Source organism: Ktedonospora formicarum, from assembly GCF_016587355.1.
GTDB classification, from domain to species: Bacteria; Chloroflexota; Ktedonobacteria; order Ktedonobacterales; family Ktedonobacteraceae; genus Ktedonobacter; species Ktedonobacter formicarum.
In genome coordinates this window covers 506,877-527,050 of sequence record NZ_BNJF01000003.1, presented here as the reverse complement: position 1 = coordinate 527,050, position 20,174 = coordinate 506,877, and the positions used below count along the sequence as shown (strand labels likewise).

At 52.9% G+C, this 20,174-nt stretch carries 20 protein-coding genes and 2 pseudogenes; 14 read left to right on the top strand and 8 right to left on the bottom strand.

The annotated features are described in order from the left end of the window. Positions 1-406: 406 nt before the first annotated feature. From K3T82_RS48105 to K3T82_RS28810, 4 genes are all read right to left on the bottom strand, one after another. Complete coding sequence (locus K3T82_RS48105; RefSeq protein ID WP_236031673.1) at positions 407-568, bottom strand: hypothetical protein; 162 nt, start codon at positions 566-568, stop codon at positions 407-409. Between the two features lie 66 nt (positions 569-634). Further along, a complete protein-coding gene (locus K3T82_RS48100; RefSeq protein ID WP_236031672.1) occupies positions 635-787 on the bottom strand; it encodes a hypothetical protein in 153 nt (50 codons plus the stop codon). A gap of 78 nt (positions 788-865) precedes the next feature. Continuing rightward, entirely contained in the window at positions 866-1,570 is a 705-nt protein-coding gene (locus K3T82_RS28815) for an N-acyl homoserine lactonase family protein (RefSeq protein ID WP_220196966.1), read from the bottom strand. A gap of 368 nt (positions 1,571-1,938) precedes the next feature. Next, positions 1,939-2,484 carry an ISAs1 family transposase gene (locus tag K3T82_RS28810; RefSeq protein WP_220196965.1) on the bottom strand — a complete coding sequence of 182 codons (546 nt, stop codon included), beginning with the start codon at positions 2,482-2,484 and terminating at the stop codon, positions 1,939-1,941. Positions 2,485-3,038: 554 nt separating this feature from the next. Here K3T82_RS28810 and K3T82_RS28805 point away from each other — a divergent pair. The 6 genes from K3T82_RS28805 to K3T82_RS28780 all read left to right on the top strand — a co-directional run bounded on the left by K3T82_RS28805 (position 3,039) and on the right by K3T82_RS28780 (position 9,326). Then, positions 3,039-4,442, top strand: a complete 1,404-nt coding sequence (locus tag K3T82_RS28805) for an MFS transporter (RefSeq protein ID WP_220196964.1) — start codon at positions 3,039-3,041, stop codon at positions 4,440-4,442. Positions 4,443-4,445: 3 nt separating this feature from the next. After that, the gene (nrtS, locus tag K3T82_RS28800) at positions 4,446-4,736 is read left to right on the top strand and encodes a nitrate/nitrite transporter NrtS (RefSeq protein ID WP_220196963.1); all 291 of its coding nucleotides are present in this window, start codon (positions 4,446-4,448) and stop codon (positions 4,734-4,736) included. Positions 4,737-5,097: 361 nt separating this feature from the next. Continuing rightward, the gene (locus tag K3T82_RS28795) at positions 5,098-5,463 is read left to right on the top strand and encodes an ArsR/SmtB family transcription factor (protein WP_220196962.1); all 366 of its coding nucleotides are present in this window, start codon (positions 5,098-5,100) and stop codon (positions 5,461-5,463) included. Next, on the top strand, positions 5,460-7,811 hold the full coding sequence (locus K3T82_RS28790) for a heavy metal translocating P-type ATPase (RefSeq protein WP_236031627.1): 2,352 nt from the start codon (positions 5,460-5,462) through the stop codon (positions 7,809-7,811). Before K3T82_RS28795 ends, K3T82_RS28790 begins: the two co-directional genes overlap by 4 nt. A gap of 48 nt (positions 7,812-7,859) precedes the next feature. Continuing rightward, positions 7,860-8,132: a hypothetical protein gene (locus K3T82_RS28785; protein WP_220196961.1), complete on the top strand. Its 273-nt coding sequence runs from the start codon at positions 7,860-7,862 to the stop codon at positions 8,130-8,132. A gap of 618 nt (positions 8,133-8,750) precedes the next feature. Then, the gene (locus K3T82_RS28780; protein ID WP_220196960.1) at positions 8,751-9,326 is read left to right on the top strand and encodes a hypothetical protein; all 576 of its coding nucleotides are present in this window, start codon (positions 8,751-8,753) and stop codon (positions 9,324-9,326) included. 411 nt (positions 9,327-9,737) lie between these two features. Here K3T82_RS28780 and K3T82_RS28775 read toward each other — a convergent pair whose 3' ends face one another. The 3 genes from K3T82_RS28775 to K3T82_RS28765 form a co-directional block, all read right to left on the bottom strand. Beyond that, positions 9,738-9,914, bottom strand: a complete 177-nt coding sequence (locus tag K3T82_RS28775) for a hypothetical protein (protein ID WP_220196959.1) — start codon at positions 9,912-9,914, stop codon at positions 9,738-9,740. 237 nt (positions 9,915-10,151) lie between these two features. Further along, positions 10,152-11,798: an AAA family ATPase gene (locus K3T82_RS28770; RefSeq protein WP_220196958.1), complete on the bottom strand. Its 1,647-nt coding sequence runs from the start codon at positions 11,796-11,798 to the stop codon at positions 10,152-10,154. Between the two features lie 322 nt (positions 11,799-12,120). Then, positions 12,121-12,987, bottom strand: a complete 867-nt coding sequence (locus tag K3T82_RS28765; RefSeq protein WP_220196957.1) for a helix-turn-helix transcriptional regulator — start codon at positions 12,985-12,987, stop codon at positions 12,121-12,123. A 181-nt stretch (positions 12,988-13,168) separates the two neighbouring features. Between K3T82_RS28765 and K3T82_RS28760 the strand changes: the two genes are divergently transcribed. The 6 genes and pseudogenes from K3T82_RS28760 to K3T82_RS50190 all read left to right on the top strand — a co-directional run bounded on the left by K3T82_RS28760 (position 13,169) and on the right by K3T82_RS50190 (position 17,374). After that, positions 13,169-13,558, top strand: coding sequence for a VOC family protein (locus K3T82_RS28760; protein ID WP_220196956.1), 390 nt, complete (start codon positions 13,169-13,171; stop codon positions 13,556-13,558). A gap of 21 nt (positions 13,559-13,579) precedes the next feature. Then, positions 13,580-14,449, top strand: a complete 870-nt coding sequence (locus tag K3T82_RS28755; protein WP_220196955.1) for an alpha/beta hydrolase — start codon at positions 13,580-13,582, stop codon at positions 14,447-14,449. Positions 14,450-14,889: 440 nt separating this feature from the next. Beyond that, positions 14,890-15,147: pseudogene (locus K3T82_RS28750) on the top strand (transposase); the annotation flags it as partial. Between the two features lie 141 nt (positions 15,148-15,288). Beyond that, entirely contained in the window at positions 15,289-15,675 is a 387-nt protein-coding gene (locus K3T82_RS28745) for a hypothetical protein (protein WP_220196954.1), read from the top strand. Positions 15,676-15,849: 174 nt separating this feature from the next. Further along, a complete protein-coding gene (locus K3T82_RS28740) occupies positions 15,850-16,095 on the top strand; it encodes an SDR family oxidoreductase (protein WP_220197493.1) in 246 nt (81 codons plus the stop codon). A 497-nt stretch (positions 16,096-16,592) separates the two neighbouring features. Then, positions 16,593-17,374: pseudogene (locus tag K3T82_RS50190) on the top strand (YaaA family protein). A gap of 393 nt (positions 17,375-17,767) precedes the next feature. Here the strand turns inward: K3T82_RS50190 and xylB are convergent. After that, positions 17,768-19,201, bottom strand: a complete 1,434-nt coding sequence (xylB, locus tag K3T82_RS28725) for a xylulokinase (RefSeq protein ID WP_220196951.1) — start codon at positions 19,199-19,201, stop codon at positions 17,768-17,770. Positions 19,202-19,548: 347 nt separating this feature from the next. Between xylB and K3T82_RS28720 the strand changes: the two genes are divergently transcribed. Together K3T82_RS28720 and K3T82_RS28715 are read left to right on the top strand one after the other, a co-directional pair. Further along, positions 19,549-19,920: a hypothetical protein gene (locus tag K3T82_RS28720; protein ID WP_220196950.1), complete on the top strand. Its 372-nt coding sequence runs from the start codon at positions 19,549-19,551 to the stop codon at positions 19,918-19,920. Between the two features lie 31 nt (positions 19,921-19,951). Continuing rightward, positions 19,952-20,149 carry a hypothetical protein gene (locus tag K3T82_RS28715; RefSeq protein ID WP_220196949.1) on the top strand — a complete coding sequence of 66 codons (198 nt, stop codon included), beginning with the start codon at positions 19,952-19,954 and terminating at the stop codon, positions 20,147-20,149. Positions 20,150-20,174 lie beyond the last annotated feature (25 nt).

The following is a 20,174-nucleotide window of genomic DNA, read 5'->3' as shown; positions in this document are numbered from 1 at the left end:
CCTCATGCAGTACCATGTTAGACACATTCACTGTGTGACTTTTCAGTCCCATCACTCCAACAGCCTGTCTCCGAGCTGACGCGAGCCAGTGACCGAAGGAGTGACACGCGCTCAGGACACACCACAACCTGAGCTAGCGTTAAGGTTCAGCGACCCGGAAGGGGCGAAAGGGACATAACTCTACGAAGAGTGTAACATGACATTCATGAGGATGGTAGGGGGAAAGAGGGAAATAAGTTGGCGAGTCTATCTCGGAACGATCCCTGCGGTCATCTGGTGGAGTAACGATCATCACTCCCAGTAAAGAGGCGGTCAAACGTCACGCTGCTGATATGAAGGGGGTGATTGACAGAAATCGACATGCCCAACAAGAGAAACTCAATCACGTGAACCGGGGATGGGCGAACTACCATCGCCGAACAGCGGCGGGACATGTCGCTTGCTCGAACGAGTCTTTGCATAGCGTATCACGCAGTTGCATTACCACATTTCCACGAGGGAAAGCTGCACGAGCTACACGGGCGGTCTCCTCTGGAATTGGGAGAATGGAGGTTGGCTTTAAGGACATTGAGAGGCTCCTTCCTCGTTTTTCTTCCCATCGTCTCCCTCCAACATTGCAGAGTTCCCATACTTTTTACAGCTCAATGATTTTGCCACCAATATCGAGAATGTGTAAGAGCCCAAACTCCTGCGAAATTTGGGTGAAACCCAGGATACCAAGGAACATCCTCTTTGGCGTCGCCAAAGAGGATGTTCCTGCCTCTGCCGCTTCGTAGGGGCAAGACATGTCTTGCACTCTTATGAAACCATAACACTATCCCTTTCTCGATCGGTACTCCGAATCGGGAAAAGAGTGCTTGCATCCTCACTCGTAATACTCCGGCAGCTTTTTCAGCCCTTCCCATTGTTCCTTGTCATGACCGAAAATCACAAGCTCGATATGCTCCCGTTCGACCAGATCAAGCAGTTTAATCGTACTGGCGCGGATCGCTTCGGCGTCCGGGTTGCTACCGTCGTCCTGCTCGTCACGGGTAAAGCCCTCGCCGAAGGGTACAGCGTCAATCGGCAATAAAATCGCCCCCGTTTTGGGCAGCCGCACCAGCACCGATTGATGTCCTGGCACATGCCCGCTCGTCTCAATCAGCTCCAGCCCCGGCAGCAGTTCCGTGTCCCCATCCACCAGCCGAATGCGCTCCATTGGCTGATCCCATTGGGGCCGATTGGCAGCAAAACGTGGGTTGCTCGCCGCATCCAAATGATGCACACGCTGAACAACATATTGCGCCTTCGTGAATGCCTTGTGTCTTCCGGCATGGTCGATATCATAATGCGTCGAAATAACAGTATCAATATCATCCGGTTTTAAGCCAATGCTCGCCAACTGCTCGATAACGTCCTGCCCATTCTCGAACTCCGATTCTCCTTCAGGCATAATCTCCGGTAGGCCACTATCAATCAGAATATTCTTGCCGTCAACCGTTTGCACCAGATAGCACACAATCGGAATCTGGTATTCCGGCATGGACCCAACCTGCATCAGATAAAGATGCTTCATGGCATTCTGGCTCATAAGCCCCTCCTCGGAATTTAAACATATGTTCTATCACATCAATCGCGTTGGCGTTCGTATAAAGCTAACGCCGGGCCGATACGAACGCCAACGGTCTTCCGCTCCCTCATTGCATGCAAGGCATTCTACTGTCTTACTAAGCAAAAAACTTCTTCAATCTTGCTCAAATCCTCGGTCCGGCAGGGCAAACGCATGAGAAATTGCGCACAATAGGCAGACAGGTTACCGTATGGTCGCCGTGAAATCCGTCATGATCGTATGCAGTCGCTCGCTATTTTCAGCAAAGGCTTGCATGCGCTGAATAAGAAGCTCGTAACTTGAAGCGAGTCGTTCAAGCACGAAGCATTCACGGCGATCACCTCTCACCATCAAGGATGCACACGTTGGATTTCATCGGCTGGGAAAGGCACCGTTCGGCTTTCCCCATGCAATTTCCAATACAAGTCGTTCATGATGGCTGCTATCTGCCGCTCATCTTCGACGGACACGCTGGACAGAAAATACCGCTTTTCTGCCGTAGTGACTCCGTGCGACTTAATCATACGAATCGATGCCACCGCTAGAATGCTTTTTATTCCTGGCCAGTCTTCAAGCACCTGTAGCTCGGTGGGTACTGCATGCACAAACACCCGGCGACGGGTGAGACGACCATGACTCTCGTCAAAGGCATCCAGCACCGGCTTCAAGGAGGTCGGCACGGCAAAGGCATGTTCCTCAAACCAAGTTTCCACTTCTTGCAAGGTGTGGTGCTGATTTCCTTTCACGGTGATCACATAGTCGGCTTGCTGGTCGCGAATCGCCTGGGTGATAGCTTTCTGACAGCCTACTGCGTAGATGGTGACCAGCTCACCGGGGAGTGCCAAACCTGCGAGCAGAGCGGGAATGGCGGTGATCTCATTGGATTTGCTATCCACCGCCTCTTGCCCTTTTTCATGCGTTTACCCTGTTACCATGCCCAACATGAAACAGGAAGAGCAACAAATCCTTCACTTGTCTCCTCGGCTTTTGATAAGCACGCTCTTTGAGAGCAGCCACGGAGAACTTGCCAACGTGAGCAAATCCATGAGCCAAATAGGCCTGAAGAAAACCGGAAAGTCAACCGTTGCGCGCTCATGAAGAGGACTTTGGTCGCCTATTTGCTTCACCATGGAGCACCGAGCTCTGCTCCCAGTGTATCCACCATCGGTGGGGCCTGGCTTCTCCGCGAATTATCCAACATAAGAGATATCGGAAGCCACAGCACCACAGCAGCATAGTAAACGCTAGCAAGTGCAGAGCATCCCTTCTCTGCGACATCTGGGAAACTAACCTGCAAAGAAAGTCCCTGGCAAGATCTTTTCATTATCTTTGCTGATGACTTTCAGCTTCTTTTCAGCCTTCTATTAAGAAGGTCACATCCGTAAAAAGGATGCGAAGGCAGAAGAAACAGCACTTTTGTCCCATAAGAGAGTAGAAAAGGAGACAACACATGCTCACTGCCAAGCCTCAATCCCGGCCAGAGACGTTTCGCTGGTCCAATTTCTACAAAATCTTGCTGCTTGTCGTCTTTCTTGGTACCGCTTTTGATAACATGGATCAGGTCACGTGCTCGTTCATTCTGCCCATGATGCGCATGGAGTGGAACCTCAACTATATCCAGGGCTCCTACATGCCCACCGCCGCCCTCTTTGGCACCTGTGTCGGCGCCATTTTCTGGGGCATCATTGGCGACCGTATTGGCCGACAGAAGGCCCTGACCTACACCATCCTCTTATTTTCCGTCACCAACCTCATCCAAACGCACGCCTGGGACTATGTACAATTCACCATCACCTGCTTCTTCATGGGCGTTGGCGTCGGGGGAGAAATTCCACTGGCCTTCACTCTGCTCGCTGAGTTCCTGCCTGCTCACCTGCGCACGCGTACCCAGGTGGTGCTCGGCATCCTGGCTATTGTTGTCGGCTATGCTTTTTCCGCGCTCAGTGCCCATTTTCTCCTGCCAGTCGCTGGCTGGAAATCGCTGTTCTATATTCAGGCACTGCCGGCTCTGCTTGTGGTCCTGATCCGCTTCAAATTTCCCGAATCTCCTCGCTATCTTCTGACTGCGGGCAAAGAAGATGAAGCCCTGCGCGTCGCTGCTGAAATTCGCCGCCAGACCGGCAACAACTACGACCCTCTGGACGATGCGCAGGATGACCTCTCCCACGAAGATAAGCGAGTCTCAGTCATCGAGGGGCTGATGAGGCTCTGGCGCAGCGTCTACCGCAGGCGCACCGTTGCCAACTGGATCTTTGGCTTCTTTATTGGCTTCTTCGAGTTCTCCTTCATCATCTGGCTGCCCACAACCCTCGTGAATCTGGGCTACTCTGACGCCCAGAGTGTCAACTATCCCATGCTGATCAATTTTTTTGCCATTCCCTCGGTCTTCCTGGCACTCTTCTTGCTGAATAAGGGCGGCTCCAAGCTGGTGCTGACGCTCTACCCGCTGATTGCAGGCATTTTCATGCTCATTCTGGGTGTCTTTCTGCCTCAAATTGCCGCGCAACCCGTTTTCCTTGTGCTGGTGGGAGGTGTCATCTTCTTCTTCGGCACCACGCTGCTTGGCATCTTCCCACCGTATAGCGCAGAAGTCTACCCCACCGAGATCCGTGGAACTGGCGCTGGCTGGTCTGCTGGCTTCACCCGCATCGGCTCCTTTATCGGCCCACTTTTCGGCGGCGTGCTGCTGGATCTGGGAATTTCTGCGCAGGTCGAGCTAGTTATCTTCGGTGCCCCTTTGCTCATTGGTGCTCTCGTGATGCTGCTCTACGGCGTCCAGACGCACAAGCAATCCCTGGAGCAGATCTCTCCTTCCTTTGTGGAGACAGCCTCTGCTGAACAAGTAGGAGATTAAGCGATGCATCCGTGCGCCCGGTTCCATAAGTGGTCTCGTTTTCTCCACACGATCATAGTGTACAGCCTTGAACGCGATACCATCATGCGCTCGTTGAAGGCTGCACTGGTGATCGGCACGCTCTTGGGACTGATTAATCACGGTCAAGCGCTGGTCAGCAGCCACTTCACATGGAGCGAACTGGTGCCGCTGCTCATCACTTATCTGGTCCCATTCTGCGTCACCACCTACGGTCAGGTGCAGGGCAAACGCCAGCGTGACAGGCACTGGACAGGCCAGAGCAAGCTCAGTTAAGAACGTGTTTGGTGAAACATAAAAGCCGCCCTTCAGACGGCTTTTATGTTTCACCAAACACGTTCACAGAAACTCATCCTTCACCGAGAGTGGGTAAGAACCACCTGGGGAAATCAGCGCGAATTGTAGGAATTCATCATGGAGCATCTGGAGAAACAGCTTCCCATCTGAGGTACCAGCAGAAAATATTGTAAATAACTTGAGGCGCGTGGAGCAATCATTTAAAGAGAGGCAGTGAAGGCCACTGTCATTCACCGCAACGTAACCAAGAGAAGAAAAGTAGAGCAGATTGACAACCCTTCCCTTATAATTTTAATATGTTATTAAGTAATGACTTGTTAACCTATAAGGAAGCACCATCATGCCAACACTCCAAGCGCAAGCCCTCACCCTCAAAGCAAAGCTGTATCGTGGATTTGCTGATCCTTCACGCCTCTCCATTCTTGAAGCACTGCGCGCAGGCCCTCTGACGGTCAGTGCTATTGTAGAGCAAACTGGCTTGTTACGGACCAATGTCTCCAACCATTTACGCTGTTTATCTGACTGTGACCTCGTGACTTCTGAGTCGCAAGGACGTTACACCTTTTACCAATTGAGCCACCCCAAAATTGCTGTGCTGTTCTCCTTGACGGAAGAAATCTTACAGGACATTGCGCGCGGCATTTACGAATGCGCCAACTACACAGAAGAACATCCGCGCGTTGACGGAGAAAAGAGCGAACTGTGACGAATGCAACTCCTGATGCTCTACGCACAATAGAACTCCCGATCTCGGGGATGGATTGCACCGAGTGTACCCAGCATGTGCAACAGGCGCTCTGCGCACTTCCTGGAGTCGAGCAAGCGCAGGTTTACCTTTCCTCTGAGAAAGCCGTCGTGCGCTACGATCCGGTTCAGGTAGATATGAGTACTTTTCGCAAAGCAGTGGAGGGGGCTGGATACATCCTTTCGCTTCCCTTACGCACAGTTGAGCTGAAAATCGCCGGGATGGATTGTACCGAATGCACAGAACATGTGCAGCACGCGCTAGCGGGATTGCGAGGCGTCGAAGAGGCTCAGGTCTATCTCTCATCAGAGAAAGCTCTGATCCGTTACGATCCTACCCAGATTGATTTTTCTGCCTTTCATCAGGCGGTCGAGAAAGCAGGGTATTCCATTGACTCAGAGGGAACAGCACAAGAGGAAATATCTGCTTTTCCTTCGCTTGGCTCCTTCACCCGTCCCATTCTCACGCTTTTTGCTCTGGTATTGGGCATCGTGCTCCTAGTCGTGATTGTTGGCGAGTGGTTGGGCTGGATGAAACGGGTCACCGACCTGATTCCCTGGTACGTCGGCTGGGCACTTGTCCTGCTTGCTGGATCTCCCATTTTTCTGAATGTCATCAAAGCCGCTCTGCGTCGTCAGGTGATTTCTCATACGCTGATGAGCCTTGGGGTCGTGGCTGCCCTCGTCGTGGGACAATGGCCCACGGCTGCGGTCGTGGTCTTCTTTATGCATGTGGGCAATTTTGCGGAGAACTTTACCACCGAGCGTTCTCGACATGCACTCAAACATCTGACCTCGATGACACCCAAAACAGCTCGCCTTGAGCGCGATGGGAACGAAATCGAGGTGCCTATCGGTGAGGTGCAACCAGGTGAGGTCGTGATTGTCAGACCAGGCGAAGCCATTCCGGTTGATGGCCTGGTGCTCATGGGACAGGCCACGATCAACCAGGCTGCGCTCACCGGTGAAGCCATGCCCGTTGAAGTGAGTGAAGGAAGTCAGGTCTATGCTGCCACCATTGCCACGTTGGGGAGTCTGCGTCTTCGCACGACCCACGTGGGAGCTGATACCACCTTTGGACGAGTGATCAAGATGGTTGAAGAGGCGGAAGCTCACCGTGCCGACGTGCAGCGCCTAGCAGATCGTTTTTCTGCCTACTTCCTCCCGGTGGTGGCTGCCATTGCAGCCCTGACACTCCTCATCAGTCGAAACCCACTCGCAACCGCTTCTGTTCTGGTGGTTGCCTGCTCCTGCTCGCTGGCACTGGCGACCCCTGTTGCTATGCTTGCCTCCATTGGAGCTGCTGCGAAACGAGGCATGCTCATCAAGGGTGGCAAGTATCTGGAAACGCTGGCACGAGCCGATGTAGTCCTTCTAGACAAAACCGGGACTGTGACCGTGGGCGAGCCACAGATTGCCGATGTCATTGCGACCAGCCAGATGGGCAAGAACGAGGTCTTACAGCTTGCCGCCAGCGCCGAGCGCTATTCGGAACATCCTCTCGCTGAAGCGGTACGGGAAAAAGCAAGGAAGCTCCGTCTTCCTCTCCTTTCAGCAGAACAGTTTGAAGCCATTCCAGGCCAGGGGATACGGGTCTGTGTGGATGGCAGTCAACTTGCCGTTGGTAATACACGCCTCATTCCCTCCGGTCGCGATCAAGCTGAAACTGCTGCTCTTGAAGCACAAGGCAAGACGCTGTTGTTTGTCGAGCGTGATGGCGAACTCGTCGGCCTGCTAGCAGCCTCAGATACTGTGCGTCCTGAAATGCCGGAAGCTCTCGCCCATCTTAGACGGTATGGAGTCAAACATATCGAAATGCTGACAGGCGACAACGAACAAGTAGCAGCGGCTCTCGCCGAGCAACTTGGCATTGGATACCAGGCGAATCTCTTGCCCGAAGACAAGATTCGCCTCGTCAAAGAATACCAGGCAAAAGGGCATACCGTCGTCATGGTCGGCGATGGGGTCAATGATGCGCCTGCGTTGGCGCAAGCGGATGTGGGCATGGCAATGGGAGTGGCTGGAACCGATGTAGCAATGGATGCAGCTCATATGGCGCTCATGCGCAATGATTGGCGATTGGTCCCAGAAGTCTTTGCCATCGCGCACCGAACTATGCGTGTGGTCAAGATGAACATTGGTTTTACAGCCCTCTACAACGTGGTTGGCCTCTCACTGGCTGCCTTTGGCGTTCTTCCACCGATTCTTGCTGCCGCTGCCCAATCACTGCCCGATCTGGGTATCCTTGCCAATTCAGCACGATTGCTAAGAGCAGGGCAGAAGCTACAGAATAACAGGGAACGTGTTTAACCTGTCACCTTTCGTGAAGCGTATCTGAGTCCAAGAAGGATATTTAGCATGAGTGAACATCGAAAACGAGTGTTGTTTCTCTGTGCCCATCGCTCAGTCCGTGCACTCATGGCTGCAAGTTTGCTTGCAGCACGAGCACATGGTCTGTGGGATATTTGGAATACGCCATTCCAGAGTAACGACCATGAGCTAGATCTTGCTCGCCAAGTCCTTGGTGAGGTGAACATTCCGCTTCTCACGTCATCACAAACGACAGAACCAAACTTTGGTCTTTCTTGGGATGAAGGAGTCATTCTTTGCAGTGGTTTGGCGAATACCTGACCTATCGTGCCAGGTGCCGGTCGGCATCGCTACTGGGCCATAGAAGATCTCCCATCCACTCAGCTTGGAGATGAACAGCGGCTTCTTGGTTATCGCAGTGCTCGTGATGCGTTGCGTTCCCATATCGATCTAGAGCTTTTTCTCCCCTCACTTCGTCGAGGTCTTCCGCTTCGGAAATGAGCCTTGGAAGAAATCCATTGCAAAAATCTTGCCTAATGAAAATTAGGCAAGGTTTTTGCAATGGATATTGCACAGAGACGCAAGATCAAGGATCAAATGACGAGGTCTGATACAGTGTGATTTACGTGATAGGCGTCCTCATTATTTCCATTCTCTTTGTTTCTCTCGCGCGTCGCTTTCCCTATTTTCCTCCAAGTTTTACTTTCTTCAAAGGAAATGTGTATAACATTCATAAAGAGCATAGAGTCCAAAAAGATATGAAATGATGGAAAAGCATGTGAGAATAGACAAAAATAAGGCGTACTTCACTATGTTATTACATATATATGTTTAAAGTGCAAAGACTGATGGATGCTCTCTACGGATATCCTTATCCGTATGGCATAGCAAAAAACGTTCTTTTGCACACTTCCTCTTTCTTTCCATGAGGAGTTTGGCATGATGTATCAATTGCTTCAGCAGAGAAGAAGCATATTCGTCTATGGGGCAGCTTTCCTGTTCTTCATTCATCTCATCACCTATTTTCTTCCTAGTATTCGTGATGCCACAGTAAGTAGTTCCTGGATTGTCGCTGAGTTGAACGCACTGCTTGGTGTGGCTGAACATCTGCTCCTCTTTCCTGTAATTGCAACCCTACCCGCACCGCGTTGGGGGAGAGCAGCTGGATATGGATGGCTGGTCATCGATATGGCAACCGAGATCATGCAGTTAAATGGTGCTACTAAGATCGTCTATCTCACCCTCCGCTATGGGGGGCATATCGCAGCAGCACTGTGGACAGCGTCCGCGTCCTGGCAACTGAAAGGGGCGTTTCGCATCATTGGGGTGCTCTATGCTGTCGATCTGGTCATCTATTCCTTTGTGGCTTTTGTACCTCTCTCCTTCCTCATTCTGCTTCCTTCGCTTATTTTTCTTCCGGTATGGTTGGTGCTCGTTGGACGTGTCATTGCGCAACCAAACGAGAAGGAGCAGCTCCAACAAGGGGATGCTGAATCGCTGCTCCCAGAGATCTAGCTTCATTCCCACCTCATAAGAAGCGAAAACAAAGGGGGAGGACGTGGAACTGAACCAACTTTAGTTCCACGTCCTCTCCCAAAGGAACTTCTGAAGATGCAGAACCGTCCTTTGTAGGAGTATCTCTTGAAACATTGTGCCTCAACGTGGTCAAGCTCACCATCTCCAATCAATGGCCGACAGGATATTACCGGGCACGGCTGGACTATAGTGGAGGCTCAGAAACGAAGGGTGGTGGTGCCGCGACGGTTGTTTCAAGTGTGTTTCGGGTGGGCTGATAGCTGCTGCCGTCTTTTCTAGAACTGTAGGTATTGTAGGAACGTATGTGCTATCTTGGCTGCTCACCAGGAAGGGAATGGCCTTTTGCAACCATCTCCTTCTCCGATGCTCTGCACTACTCTGACAGTCACCCTAATTCACATTGATATCGTCAAAGCGTGTATAGGTCGCATCTCCAGCATAGTTGTCATTGTGGCTGGTCAAGGCGAGTGTGTAGGAATGGTTCGCTGTCATTCTGGCAGTGACCTGTGTCCATGTCGCACTGATGTTACAGGTATTTGTCGGGATAGTCGAGGTCGTATTGCTCATGTTGCCCTTAAGTATCGCCGTTGCCTAGTCGTACATCACCGTGTCGCCTTGAAATGAGGACACATTTTCCACAAATGAAGAGCTTCGGTTCAAGAAGGATAGTGTGGAGGGGCCCTGCTCTATTGCCTCATGGCTTCTGGGTAAAACTGGCCTAGCTTGTCCCCAGGTCGTGCCCACGAATAGCGACGTTCCAATGAGAAAGCCTTCTATCAAGATGCCTACTGAGAGCTCCCCGTGCTAAAACAGCGGAGGTTCCAGGGGTTCAGCCCACGCTTCCAATTCTTCTCCCTCAAGGAGAAGAATTGGCTCTAATGGAGGTTCCTCTGAACTTTTGGGCAGACGCACTCTGGCTCGAGTCAGACCCAAGCTTCGGGGCAGATCCTGCCCCTCTTTCGCACGTTGGATGAGGCACTCGTGTGCTGCCCGCAGGCGCGCTTCCGCACCTTCCCAATACGGCTGGTATTGGGCACACGAGGGAATGGGGTCTGCTGGATCAAGATAGGCAGCCAGAAACGCCGAATAGAGGTCACGTTGCACAGGACCCACACCACACTCGCACTGGTGCCAGCGCTCTGAGAGCGGTTTCTTCACCCGCTTGCCACAGCCATGACACCACTGGCTCAGTGCCGTGGTGCGTGTGGGAACTTCCACCAGGGTGCCGCCCGTGCTTACAACCCCCAAAGGGGGCACGGCGGTGCGTTTCAACAGTGCTACAAACATCCCGGGGGCTCGCAGACCCACACTCGTGCCAAATTGCTTTTGCCATGCCTTGTAGGAAATCTTTTCGAGGATGATGGTATTACCCTGTGTAAGCACCTCATGCACCTTATGGCCATGCAGGCTCTTTCGATACGCCGCCAACTTGCGTTCTTTGCTCGCCTTGCGTCGTCGCGTCGCCTGGTAGCGCTTGCTCTGTTTCCACTGTCGCTTCTGTTTGCCCTGCTTCCTGATGCGTCCCTTCTCGTCGTAGTACTCCGGATTGCCTGCTCGTCTTTGTCGATCCATCTGACGCTGCAGACGACGAATGGCTCTCTCATCAGGTACCAGTTCCGCACAGAACACCTGCAGGCTTGCCTCCCCTTCCTGAGGAACGAGCGCCAGAGTCGAGGGACCCAGATCAGCGCCAACGACTCCTTGACTCACCGTGTGCTTGGGTTTACGGTAAGGGGTGCCTTCCAGGATGAGTTGCACACAGTAGCGGTTGCTCTTGGCATCGGCACCAGCCGCTCTGGAACTGCTGGCAGGACGTTGGATGAGGCGGGCATACTTGATGCGATGTCTCAGGCCATGAGCCACCACTTCGTCCTGCCAATCGATGAGGGCTGGCAACTGGTCCCCGTTCCAGAGCAGGAACCCTGCGTTTCCCTCCTCGGGTGGCTGCAGGACAAAGCGCAGGCCAGTGTCATTGCGCTTGTTCTCGATGCTGGAGCAGCCTCGCCCTCGGCTCTTGAACCGGACTCGCCTGGCGTGGCCCAGGCAGACGCGATTGAGGGCACGGTAGGCGCGGCTCGACAGCGTTTGCGCCAGCACCGCTTCAATGTGCTCGGCAATCCACCCAACGCGCAAGCCTTTGACCGCTTGATGCAAGGCCGCCTCGGTAAAGCCATGGGCTTTGCGCAAGTCGGAGAACGCCACCGCTCGTTCCGCCTTGTGGGTGCGGGGAAGAGTGCGGGCCTCCTGCCAGGCAGGATCAGCGCGCATGCGGCGCAGGCGCTGTTGCCCCAGGGAGAGAAGAGCATTGTAGAGTTGTCGGGCCGCTTCCAGATGGGCACGCAGGCGCTTAGCCTGCCCCTGGTTCACCACGAGGGACAGTTCCAGCAGAAATGTGGGCGTACGTATGGTGGGTGCTTGTGTGTGGTCGTTTGCTGCCTGACGCTTCTTCATCCCATCTCTCCTGTGCATGGCGCTTTGTGTCTAGATCATATGTTCCATAGAATAGCAGCATGGTGACCTCTCGTCAAGTGCCCCACCATCCGTTGGCGCGAGGATTCGTCCCTCCCCTGCGCCTTGCAAGGAACGGCGATTCATCCCTGCCATCCATGAGCAGGGCTTTCTCGCTCGGTTTCTTGTAAGATCAGTCCAGCCAGCGCCAGATAGAAAAGGAGCATTCGGGAGTGTGCCATAGGTGATTTACCTTCCCTTCGTCGAAGACGTGTTCTCGGTCGGCTTCTTTGCGGGCGCCCCGCTGAGTGGGGTGCTGAGCCTGTCAGCGGAGTGGTGTCGAGGTATCTGACTTCGTAGACGCGTTCGCAAGTTGGGTAAGCTTGCTGGCCGTCTCCGCTTCGGGAAGCGACGTATAGAGAAACAGTTTGAGATTCGGGTCGTCTGCGACAAGCAAGGCCATGGGTTGCACGACCAGTAAGCCGACGTCCGGGTGAACCAGTTCCTTACGCTTGAGATGTTCCTCACCCACATCATGTCGCGACCACCAGGTACGAAACTCCTTGCAGGATTGCATCAATCGATCTCTGCGCTCAATAAACCACTCCTCATCTGCGTGCTGACCACCACTCGCGCGAAAAAGACCGAGGATGCGTCGGGCCGTTTCTTCCCATTGAATGTAGATCTTTCGTTGCTCTGGATCAGTGAAAATAAGCCAGACCAGATTGCGTTCCCAGGCCGGCAAAGAGGCATAATCCGCAAAAACTCGCGAGGCAGTCCGGTTCCAGCCAATAATATCGAGCCGCTCGTTCGTCACAAACGCGGGGTTTGGAAGAAGCGCATCCAGGACATTTTGGAGTTCTGCACTAATGTTCGGAAGAGGGGTATGTATAGGCAGGGGAAGCTGCGCACGTGCCAAGAGAAAAAGATAGTTTCGCTCATCAGGCGTAAGTTGGAGTGTGCGGGCAAGACTCTCCAATACCTGAGCTGAAACCTGAATATCCTGGCCTTGTTCCAGTTTGACATACCAGGTCAGCCCAATCCCAGCAAGGTGAGCCAATTCCTCCCGTCGCAGCCCTGGTGTCCGCCGCCTCCTTCCTTCATCTGGGAGGTGAAACTGCGCTGGCAAAAGGCGCTCGCGCCGTGTTCGCAGAAAGTGTGCCAGCTCCACTCTGCGTTGTTCCTCATTCATCTGCTCACCTTCTTTCAGAGGTAGTAGTTTTTATACTAGCTTATCTTCGGTTATTGTTCAACTCTTCTCGATCCAGCATACTGGTGACACGAATGCGACGAGACCCAACGATGAGCGTGACTCGCCGTCGTTGACAAGTAACAAGCGTATGAATATGAGCAGAGAAAGATGAATATTATTTATGACAACTCCCCGACTTCAACATGTTTCCCTTCTTGTTCCGCCTGAAACCCAGGAGACCGTGCGCGCATTTTATGGGCGCCTGATCGGCCTGGAGGAAAAACAGCCACCATCATCCCTGGCGCAGTTCAAACTCGTCTGGTTTGCGGTTGGCGAAGGTGAAATGGAGTTACATTTTCTTCCTACCACAGACCGTCCCGCTGAAAATGATCAGCACATCTGCCTGATGGTCGATGATGTAGACGCGTATCGGCACCGACTGCGTGCAGCGGGTGTATCTATCATTGAGGCCGAGCTGATCCCCTTGCGCCCGCGTTTCTTCTGCCGCGATCCATTCGGCAATCTGATCGAATTTACGACCCTTCTGAGCGAATATTACTCCGCCCGATAGAGCAAAGAAAAGAGAAGAAAGATGCTCTTTCAATCTGACAGAGTGTATGGAACAGGGAGTGGTCGAGATCTGCGGCTCGATCTGTTTCTTCCCGATCCACAAAAGAGCCTGCGTACAGTTGTGCTCCAGTTCCACGGTGGTGGATGGCGCATGGGAAATCGTCAGATGATGCATGTTCATGCGGAAAAACTGAGCAGCCTCGGCTTCACATGTTGTGCAGTCGAGTACCGGCTCGTTCAGGAAGCGCCCTGGCCGGCCCAATTGCATGATGTGAAAACTGCTATTCGCTGGGCGCGCGCTCATGCTGAAACATTGGGCATTGATGCTCATCGCATCGTTCTCCAGGGATACAGCGCTGGTGCTCACCTGGCTCTGATCACGGCGGGAACACCCAACTGGCGTGAGTTCGAGGGCGAGGGAGGCTCGCCCAGCCATTCTACCCAAGTCGCTGCGGTCATGGCTGTCTACCCTCCTACGGAATTCTTTGTTGATCCGCAAGAGGTGGTGTTTGGAAATCAGTATCCACCTGAAGACAAGGGTGAATGGGATCGACACAAACGCTCGCAGGAGGGGTTTCCTTCCTGGGTGCTGCTTGGTCCGAATGCCTCGCCAGAAGACATTCGGCAGGCCAGTCCTTTCACTTATCTCTCGCCTGCGTTTCCGCCAACCCTCCTGTTGCATGGAACCGCCGATGTTCATGTGCCTCATCCACCGACCGTTCGTTTCTACCAGCAGCTCGTGGAACTTGGCGTCAAGAGCGATTTGCACCTGTATAGCGGGCAGTCCCATGGGTTTGATCTCCTCAATGGTTTCCAGCAAGTCATCCAGGAAGAGGCAGCGCTCTTTTTTCGTCGCATAGTGAGTTCGACAGAGGGGGCGGAAACTGTTTGAGAAATCATTAGCACCGAACGAGGAAGTGGGAACAGTGTTAAAATGGGCGGGTGATCTGCCTTCCCATGTGGAAAACTATGAAACGCCAGAGCGTGCTTTCGGCTCTTGAAGAGCGTGTGCTCTTGGCCCGACGCCGATTTGGTCAGTACGATCTGATTGACTTTGCGGTTGTTTTGCTGGACTAAGCGATCAGCGGCGAACGCACGTTGGAAGTGTTCTATGAGCGCGTCCAGCCCTTTGCTGTTCCATTCACGGCCCTTTTCGGGCGAGAGCGGCTCTGCCACTGCTCGACGCTCTCTCGCTTTCTTGCCATCTCTCTCGGTTCGAGATCGCTTCTTCGCGCGCTCGACGCTGTGTCGGGCGACCTCCTGGGAATGACGCGATTCTAAGACCGAGTTGAGTGAATCGCAGAGGTGACCACATATGATAGACTGGAAAGGGTGAGTATCAGTTATCCCAGTAATCTATTTGATACGGAGTGGGCGTGTCTGCAACGTTCTCTCCCTCCCTTGCCCAAGCGAGAGAGATCACCAATTTACCCATTGCGAACCATCTTCGATGCGATATTCTATGTGCTGCGCATGGGCAGCCCGTGGCCCTACTTGCCAGCCAACTTCCCGTCCTGGCCGACGGTGTTCTCCCATTTTCGCCGTTTGCGCCTCAAAGGCATCTGGTTTCGGCTGCTCATGGCGCTACGAGCACAGCGAGCGGGAGGATTTGATGGGAGGGAGAAAGCCGCTATAGGGAGAATTGAAGATACACAGGCAGACTGATGTACTGAAAGAGAGGAAGGGGAAATTCATGATTATTTCTCAACGAAAGAAGAAAGGTGAGCAGAGATGAAGCATGGAAGGCGGAAGCGTCCCATTGGTATCACCAGGCTGGCGCTATTTGAGTTTTTGGGAGTGTTGGGGTGTTTTGGTCTGCTCTTGTTCACGGTGCCAGGCTCGCGTGATTATATTGCGTTGCTGATAGGAGGATGGGTAGGGGTCGTGGTGGTCTATGGGCTCTGGACGATGCAACTCTGGGCCTTCTGGATGACAGCATGTTATGAAGCAACGGAAATCTTGTATGAGGGGTATCTTCTCACGCAGTCTGAATATAGAGGGCTTCTGCATATGGCGGGTCCGTTGGTGGGAATACTTATGAGTGCAATCACATTAGGATACCTATTCCTGGACCGGACGATGAAGCCAGTGTTCAGCAGGCAGAGTTCAGTGTCGTAGCGCTGGATGTTCGGGTCTGAGGAGTGGCTCATTTACGAGAACGATAAAAATTGCGGCAATGTTCTTGAATGTGTGCCACATGTCCCTGAATGTATGGTATGCTATCCGCGAACATTCCTGTGTTTGTTTGAGAGGGCGTTTCGCTGTTGTCGCCGCGGAGCGGTGATGTGATGGATACGTCTATCCCTCATCTGGTCCCGGACAACATCAACCCCTGAAGCGTCCGCAGCAGCGTTGGCTTCGGTGGAGAAAGTCCTGGCGCTCACGACTCCTCTTGGGCGGATTGGCCAAGCCGACGAGGTCGCCAAGACGGTGGTGTTCCTTGCCTCCGATGATGCCTCAAATATCCAGGCTGCCGAAATTGTCGTCGATGGCGGCGCGGTTGGAGCGCCATTTGGTGCTCCAATTTATCGGCAATAGATGCTTTTGTCAGCCGGGGAATGAGAGGACAACCATTCTTCGGCTCTTTGAGGGCCAAAGCGCTTTACATTACTCCGGCAGACCTAATAGGCCGTCACGGCAACAGAATTCCTATTCACAAGGTCTGCCAGTTGGAGCGGGCAATTGATTTAGTACATAACTTGCTGAGAACTCGTTTCAGTAAGAGCCATATCCCGACTGTGGGCTAATTCAGATTTCATTTTGTGTTTTATCTTCCCGAATCACCTACGACGATCCTCCCCAGTGGATGTCGGATCACCCTCTGTCTTTCTGTATTTGTCTTTCAAAGGACACAACAACGTATCTATCCGCACAGTCTTGTCGTTGATCAGTATGTGTACTTTACGATTGTATAACAATCTCTGTTTATTAGGGCCCAAGTCAGAATGCCTTTTGTCCCGAGCCGCGTCCAGGTGCACGCTCTCACGTTAAGGATTCTTGACACATCTGTCTTGCTATCTGATAAAATACAAGCCATGATTATTTTGCTGCATTCATCGAAAACGATGCGCCGCTCTCCGAAGGAAGCTGTCCGCTTGCGAGAGCCCCTGCTGCTAGAGAAAGCAAGGCGGCTTGATACATACCTAAAAACGCTTTCGCCTCTCCAACTCACGAAGATCATGAGCATCTCACCTGCGTTGGCTGAAAAGACACACGCACTCATTGCCGCGTGGGCGGCTAAGCCAGAGGACCAATCGTTGGCCGTTGATAGCTTCGTGGGCGACATTTATAGTGGGCTGCATGCCAACGACCTTTCGCCCGCCGATCGCGACTATGCTGACCAAACGTTGCGCATTTTATCGGGCTTGTATGGAATTCTTCGTCCCTATGACGGCATTTGTCCTTATCGTCTGGAGATGGGGTATACGTTGCCCGATCCGGCATTTGCCCGTTTGCCAATCTATTGGGGGAGTCGATCGCAGCCTGCCTCCCTGAGGCGGGACCGATCATCAATCTGGCTGCGGGAGAATATGCCCAAACGGTGACACCTTTTGTTGATGCGTCGCGCCTTATTATGCCGAGATTCTTGACAGTGAGCCCAAAAACGGGTGAGCCAACCTTTGTTGTTGTCCATGCCAAGATTGCCAGAGGCGCTTTTGCTCGCTGGCTGATCCGCACCCGCACGAGCGATAGCGCAGCCCTCACGCAGTTCGATGATCTTGGCTATCGCTTCGCTGGGGATCTCAGCAGCGCAAACAGCCCAACATTTGTGTGCGAGACCTTTGAAGGCAAAGGGCTGAGCCTACGATTGCAGTAGACTCTAGGTCAGAGAAACAGGGAGTGTTGCAAAAAATAAGCTCATCAAAAAGAGGCATATTCGAGAACCTTCTGTTGATAAAGCACATAAAAAGAGCGCTCTTTTTATGTATGGGAGAGTTTAGCACGCGAGTTGGGGAAGAGCCATGTTTCCGGGCCAATTCCAGAGTGGAACAAAGGTATTCTTTATGATCAGTGCTGGCCTGATCAACCGTGATCAGCCATGCCTGGTATGAGGCTGACGAGAGACATCTTCTGTGTCAGGCCGATACCTCTGAATCAGCAGATCAAAACTTGGAAGCTGGACGCTAAGGGACGAGGAAGGAGAGAACCTTGACGGGCGTGATCCTTCCATTGGTCCCTGTGATAGGAATGAACCAGTGAAACAAGGGGGCTATTTGTTGATGCTCTCAAGATACCTTGTGTATACTCTATTATATGCTGCTACTCGTCCTTTCTCAGGTGCGGCGATAAGGGATGTATGAGGGGCTATCGAAGTTGTTTCCAGGGCATCGGCCCAGATACCACTTGCGATACCACTCAGTAAAGCAGCACCTCGCACGGAAGCAGCAGGCGTATCGACGGTGAGCAGTTCCCGGTTCAGGATATCGGCCAGCATCTGACGCCAAGCTGGATGTTCGCTCCCTCCTCCAGCTAAGCGCAGGGCGGTTGCCTTGTCAGCTTCTGGAAGAGCCTCGAAAGCGACACGGATGCCGAAAGCGACTCCTTCGAGCGCAGCATGCAGTAAATGCTCACGCCGATGATCGATACGCATACCAAGGAAGGCTCCCTTGCTAGATAGACTGGGATGATGCGCGCGTTCTCTGGTCAAGTAGGGCAAAAAGAGTAGGCCATCAGCACCAGGAGACACAGCAGCACTTGCGTAGACGTCATCCCAAGTGACATTGAGCATCTGACGTACCCAGTCGAGGGCGAGTCCGGCATTTTGCACAGCCGCCATGGTATACCAATGAACGCCGTCAGCAGCACGGTAGAGATGAGTCCGCCCTGTTAGGTCGGCAATGGGTTTCAAGGAGAGCTGTATCAATTGTGCTCCTGTTCCAAGGGTGAGTTGGATGGGACCTGGAGTGAATAGACCAGTACCAAGTGCGGCTGCGGCAGTATCAGCAGCCCCAGTCGCTACAGGGAGTCCTACAGGGAGGCTGAGCGCTTCAGCAGTTTGCGCAGAGAGCCTGCCAGCGATAGTCCCAGATGGGAGAATTGGTGGTAGGAGGTGACGTTTTAAGCCGAGTAAGGCAATAATGTCATCTGCCCAACCGTCTGCCTGCAGATCATAGAGCAGAGTAGCAGAGGCATCGCTGGGATCTGTGGCAACCTCACCAGTCAGGCGAAGCCGGAGCCAGTCCTTCGGTTGGAGTGCCCAACGGGCCTTCTGATAAGAGAATACTTCGTGTTCTGCTAACCAGCACAACATCGGACCTGCCATACCTGGCACAAGTGGATTTGCCAGACGTTCTCTGAGAGAAGCAGGGAACTTCCGATACCGTTCAAGCTCCGCTTGCGCACGTGTGTCAGCCCAGAGCATCGCTGGACGTTGTGGCAGCCCTTTCTCATCCGTAAGCACCACGCCATGCATCTGCCCAGAGAGACCGATAGCGGTAATCTCGGCCTGCGGAACCTGCGCTATCGCCGTTTGTACAGCGGATACTGTAGCAGACCACCACTCATTGGGATCACTCTCGGACCACCCTGGCTGTGGAGCCATGACCGTATAGCCTACTTTGCTCACGCTCAGGGTACGACCCTGCGTATCCTGGACAATGACTTTGACTGAGCTTGTGCCCAGGTCGATGCCCAATAGTGCCATTCACATAACTCCTTGAAATTCCGCTAGAACCATCTGACACATATCTTGGCGAGACCTGTTTCTGTATCAATAGTGTCGAAGATTGAAGAAAAGCAAAGCATTTGATAGGTGACAATGGCGTCTTTGCCAAATTATATTGACAGAGTGTAAGAAATGCAATGAATGATTCATCCTCTGAAGGTAAAAAAAGAAGAGAAATCTGGGCTATGCCAAGTTATTTGGCATAGCTTGCTTGTCTGAATCTAGCAAAATCGTCGCCAAGTTATAAAGTGCCTTCCATATTCATTCAAACTGTTCGACTTTGTACATTCCCAATTCAGGAACAGACGCCCAAAGAGCGCCACTTGATGACGTTCGCTGTGGAGGAGTATGTCAGGAATCGCGCATACCATCGGTTCATAGGTGTTGCCTGTGTTGCGAAAACGAATTTGGAGGCCGTTCACGCTTACTATCAGATCAGGATGGCGCGTACCTCCAGAGAAGGTGAGCGTGATAGGGGCAAGGTCTGCCCCTGGTCCAAGCAGGTGTGGCCCAACCAAGAGATGTGTGTACTCTGCATCGCCTCCTGGCACCTCGAAGATATACACCCGCCCTTTGAGATTGATCGCCGTGAAGTGAGTTGGGATCGATGTGTCATGCTCATGCCCCACAAAGTGATCGATCTGGGTGGTGCACGGTCGACCATTTCCACCTCCACAAAAATCTTGACGAGACGTTAGAGGTGCTGCTGGCCCGGCATCTGGCGGCACGATGACCAGGCAGTTCTTGGCAACCCCTCTGGGGGGCGAGTCAACCAAATTGCCGCCGAAGCAGAGTCTCAAGGAAACCCTTCAGAGTCAGGCGAAGCAAGAAGAGCGCTTGGCACAATACCACCAAGTGGTTGCCTTACGCGAGCTTGGCCTGAACCAGACAGGCGAGCAAGAGCGCCCACAGAAAGCGAGCCGGTGATGGCGGTGCCATCCATGTCCAAACA

Coding starts and splice junctions, on each gene's coding strand:
- K3T82_RS28715 (WP_220196949.1), top strand. CDS start 19,952: ATGACCAGGCAGTTCTTGGCAACCCCTCTGGGGGGCGAGTCAACCAAA.
- K3T82_RS28805 (WP_220196964.1), top strand. CDS start 3,039: ATGCTCACTGCCAAGCCTCAATCCCGGCCAGAGACGTTTCGCTGGTCC.
- K3T82_RS28720 (WP_220196950.1), top strand. CDS start 19,549: ATGACGTTCGCTGTGGAGGAGTATGTCAGGAATCGCGCATACCATCGG.
- K3T82_RS48100 (WP_236031672.1), bottom strand. CDS start 787: ATGTCTTGCCCCTACGAAGCGGCAGAGGCAGGAACATCCTCTTTGGCG.
- K3T82_RS48105 (WP_236031673.1), bottom strand. CDS start 568: ATGTCCTTAAAGCCAACCTCCATTCTCCCAATTCCAGAGGAGACCGCC.
- K3T82_RS28815 (WP_220196966.1), bottom strand. CDS start 1,570: ATGAGCCAGAATGCCATGAAGCATCTTTATCTGATGCAGGTTGGGTCC.
- K3T82_RS28755 (WP_220196955.1), top strand. CDS start 13,580: ATGCTCTTTCAATCTGACAGAGTGTATGGAACAGGGAGTGGTCGAGAT.
- K3T82_RS28785 (WP_220196961.1), top strand. CDS start 7,860: ATGAGTGAACATCGAAAACGAGTGTTGTTTCTCTGTGCCCATCGCTCA.
- K3T82_RS28765 (WP_220196957.1), bottom strand. CDS start 12,987: ATGAATGAGGAACAACGCAGAGTGGAGCTGGCACACTTTCTGCGAACA.
- K3T82_RS28780 (WP_220196960.1), top strand. CDS start 8,751: ATGATGTATCAATTGCTTCAGCAGAGAAGAAGCATATTCGTCTATGGG.
- K3T82_RS28795 (WP_220196962.1), top strand. CDS start 5,098: ATGCCAACACTCCAAGCGCAAGCCCTCACCCTCAAAGCAAAGCTGTAT.
- K3T82_RS28745 (WP_220196954.1), top strand. CDS start 15,289: ATGAAGCATGGAAGGCGGAAGCGTCCCATTGGTATCACCAGGCTGGCG.
- K3T82_RS28760 (WP_220196956.1), top strand. CDS start 13,169: ATGACAACTCCCCGACTTCAACATGTTTCCCTTCTTGTTCCGCCTGAA.
- K3T82_RS28775 (WP_220196959.1), bottom strand. CDS start 9,914: ATGAGCAATACGACCTCGACTATCCCGACAAATACCTGTAACATCAGT.
- K3T82_RS28770 (WP_220196958.1), bottom strand. CDS start 11,798: ATGAAGAAGCGTCAGGCAGCAAACGACCACACACAAGCACCCACCATA.
- xylB (WP_220196951.1), bottom strand. CDS start 19,201: ATGGCACTATTGGGCATCGACCTGGGCACAAGCTCAGTCAAAGTCATT.
- nrtS (WP_220196963.1), top strand. CDS start 4,446: ATGCATCCGTGCGCCCGGTTCCATAAGTGGTCTCGTTTTCTCCACACG.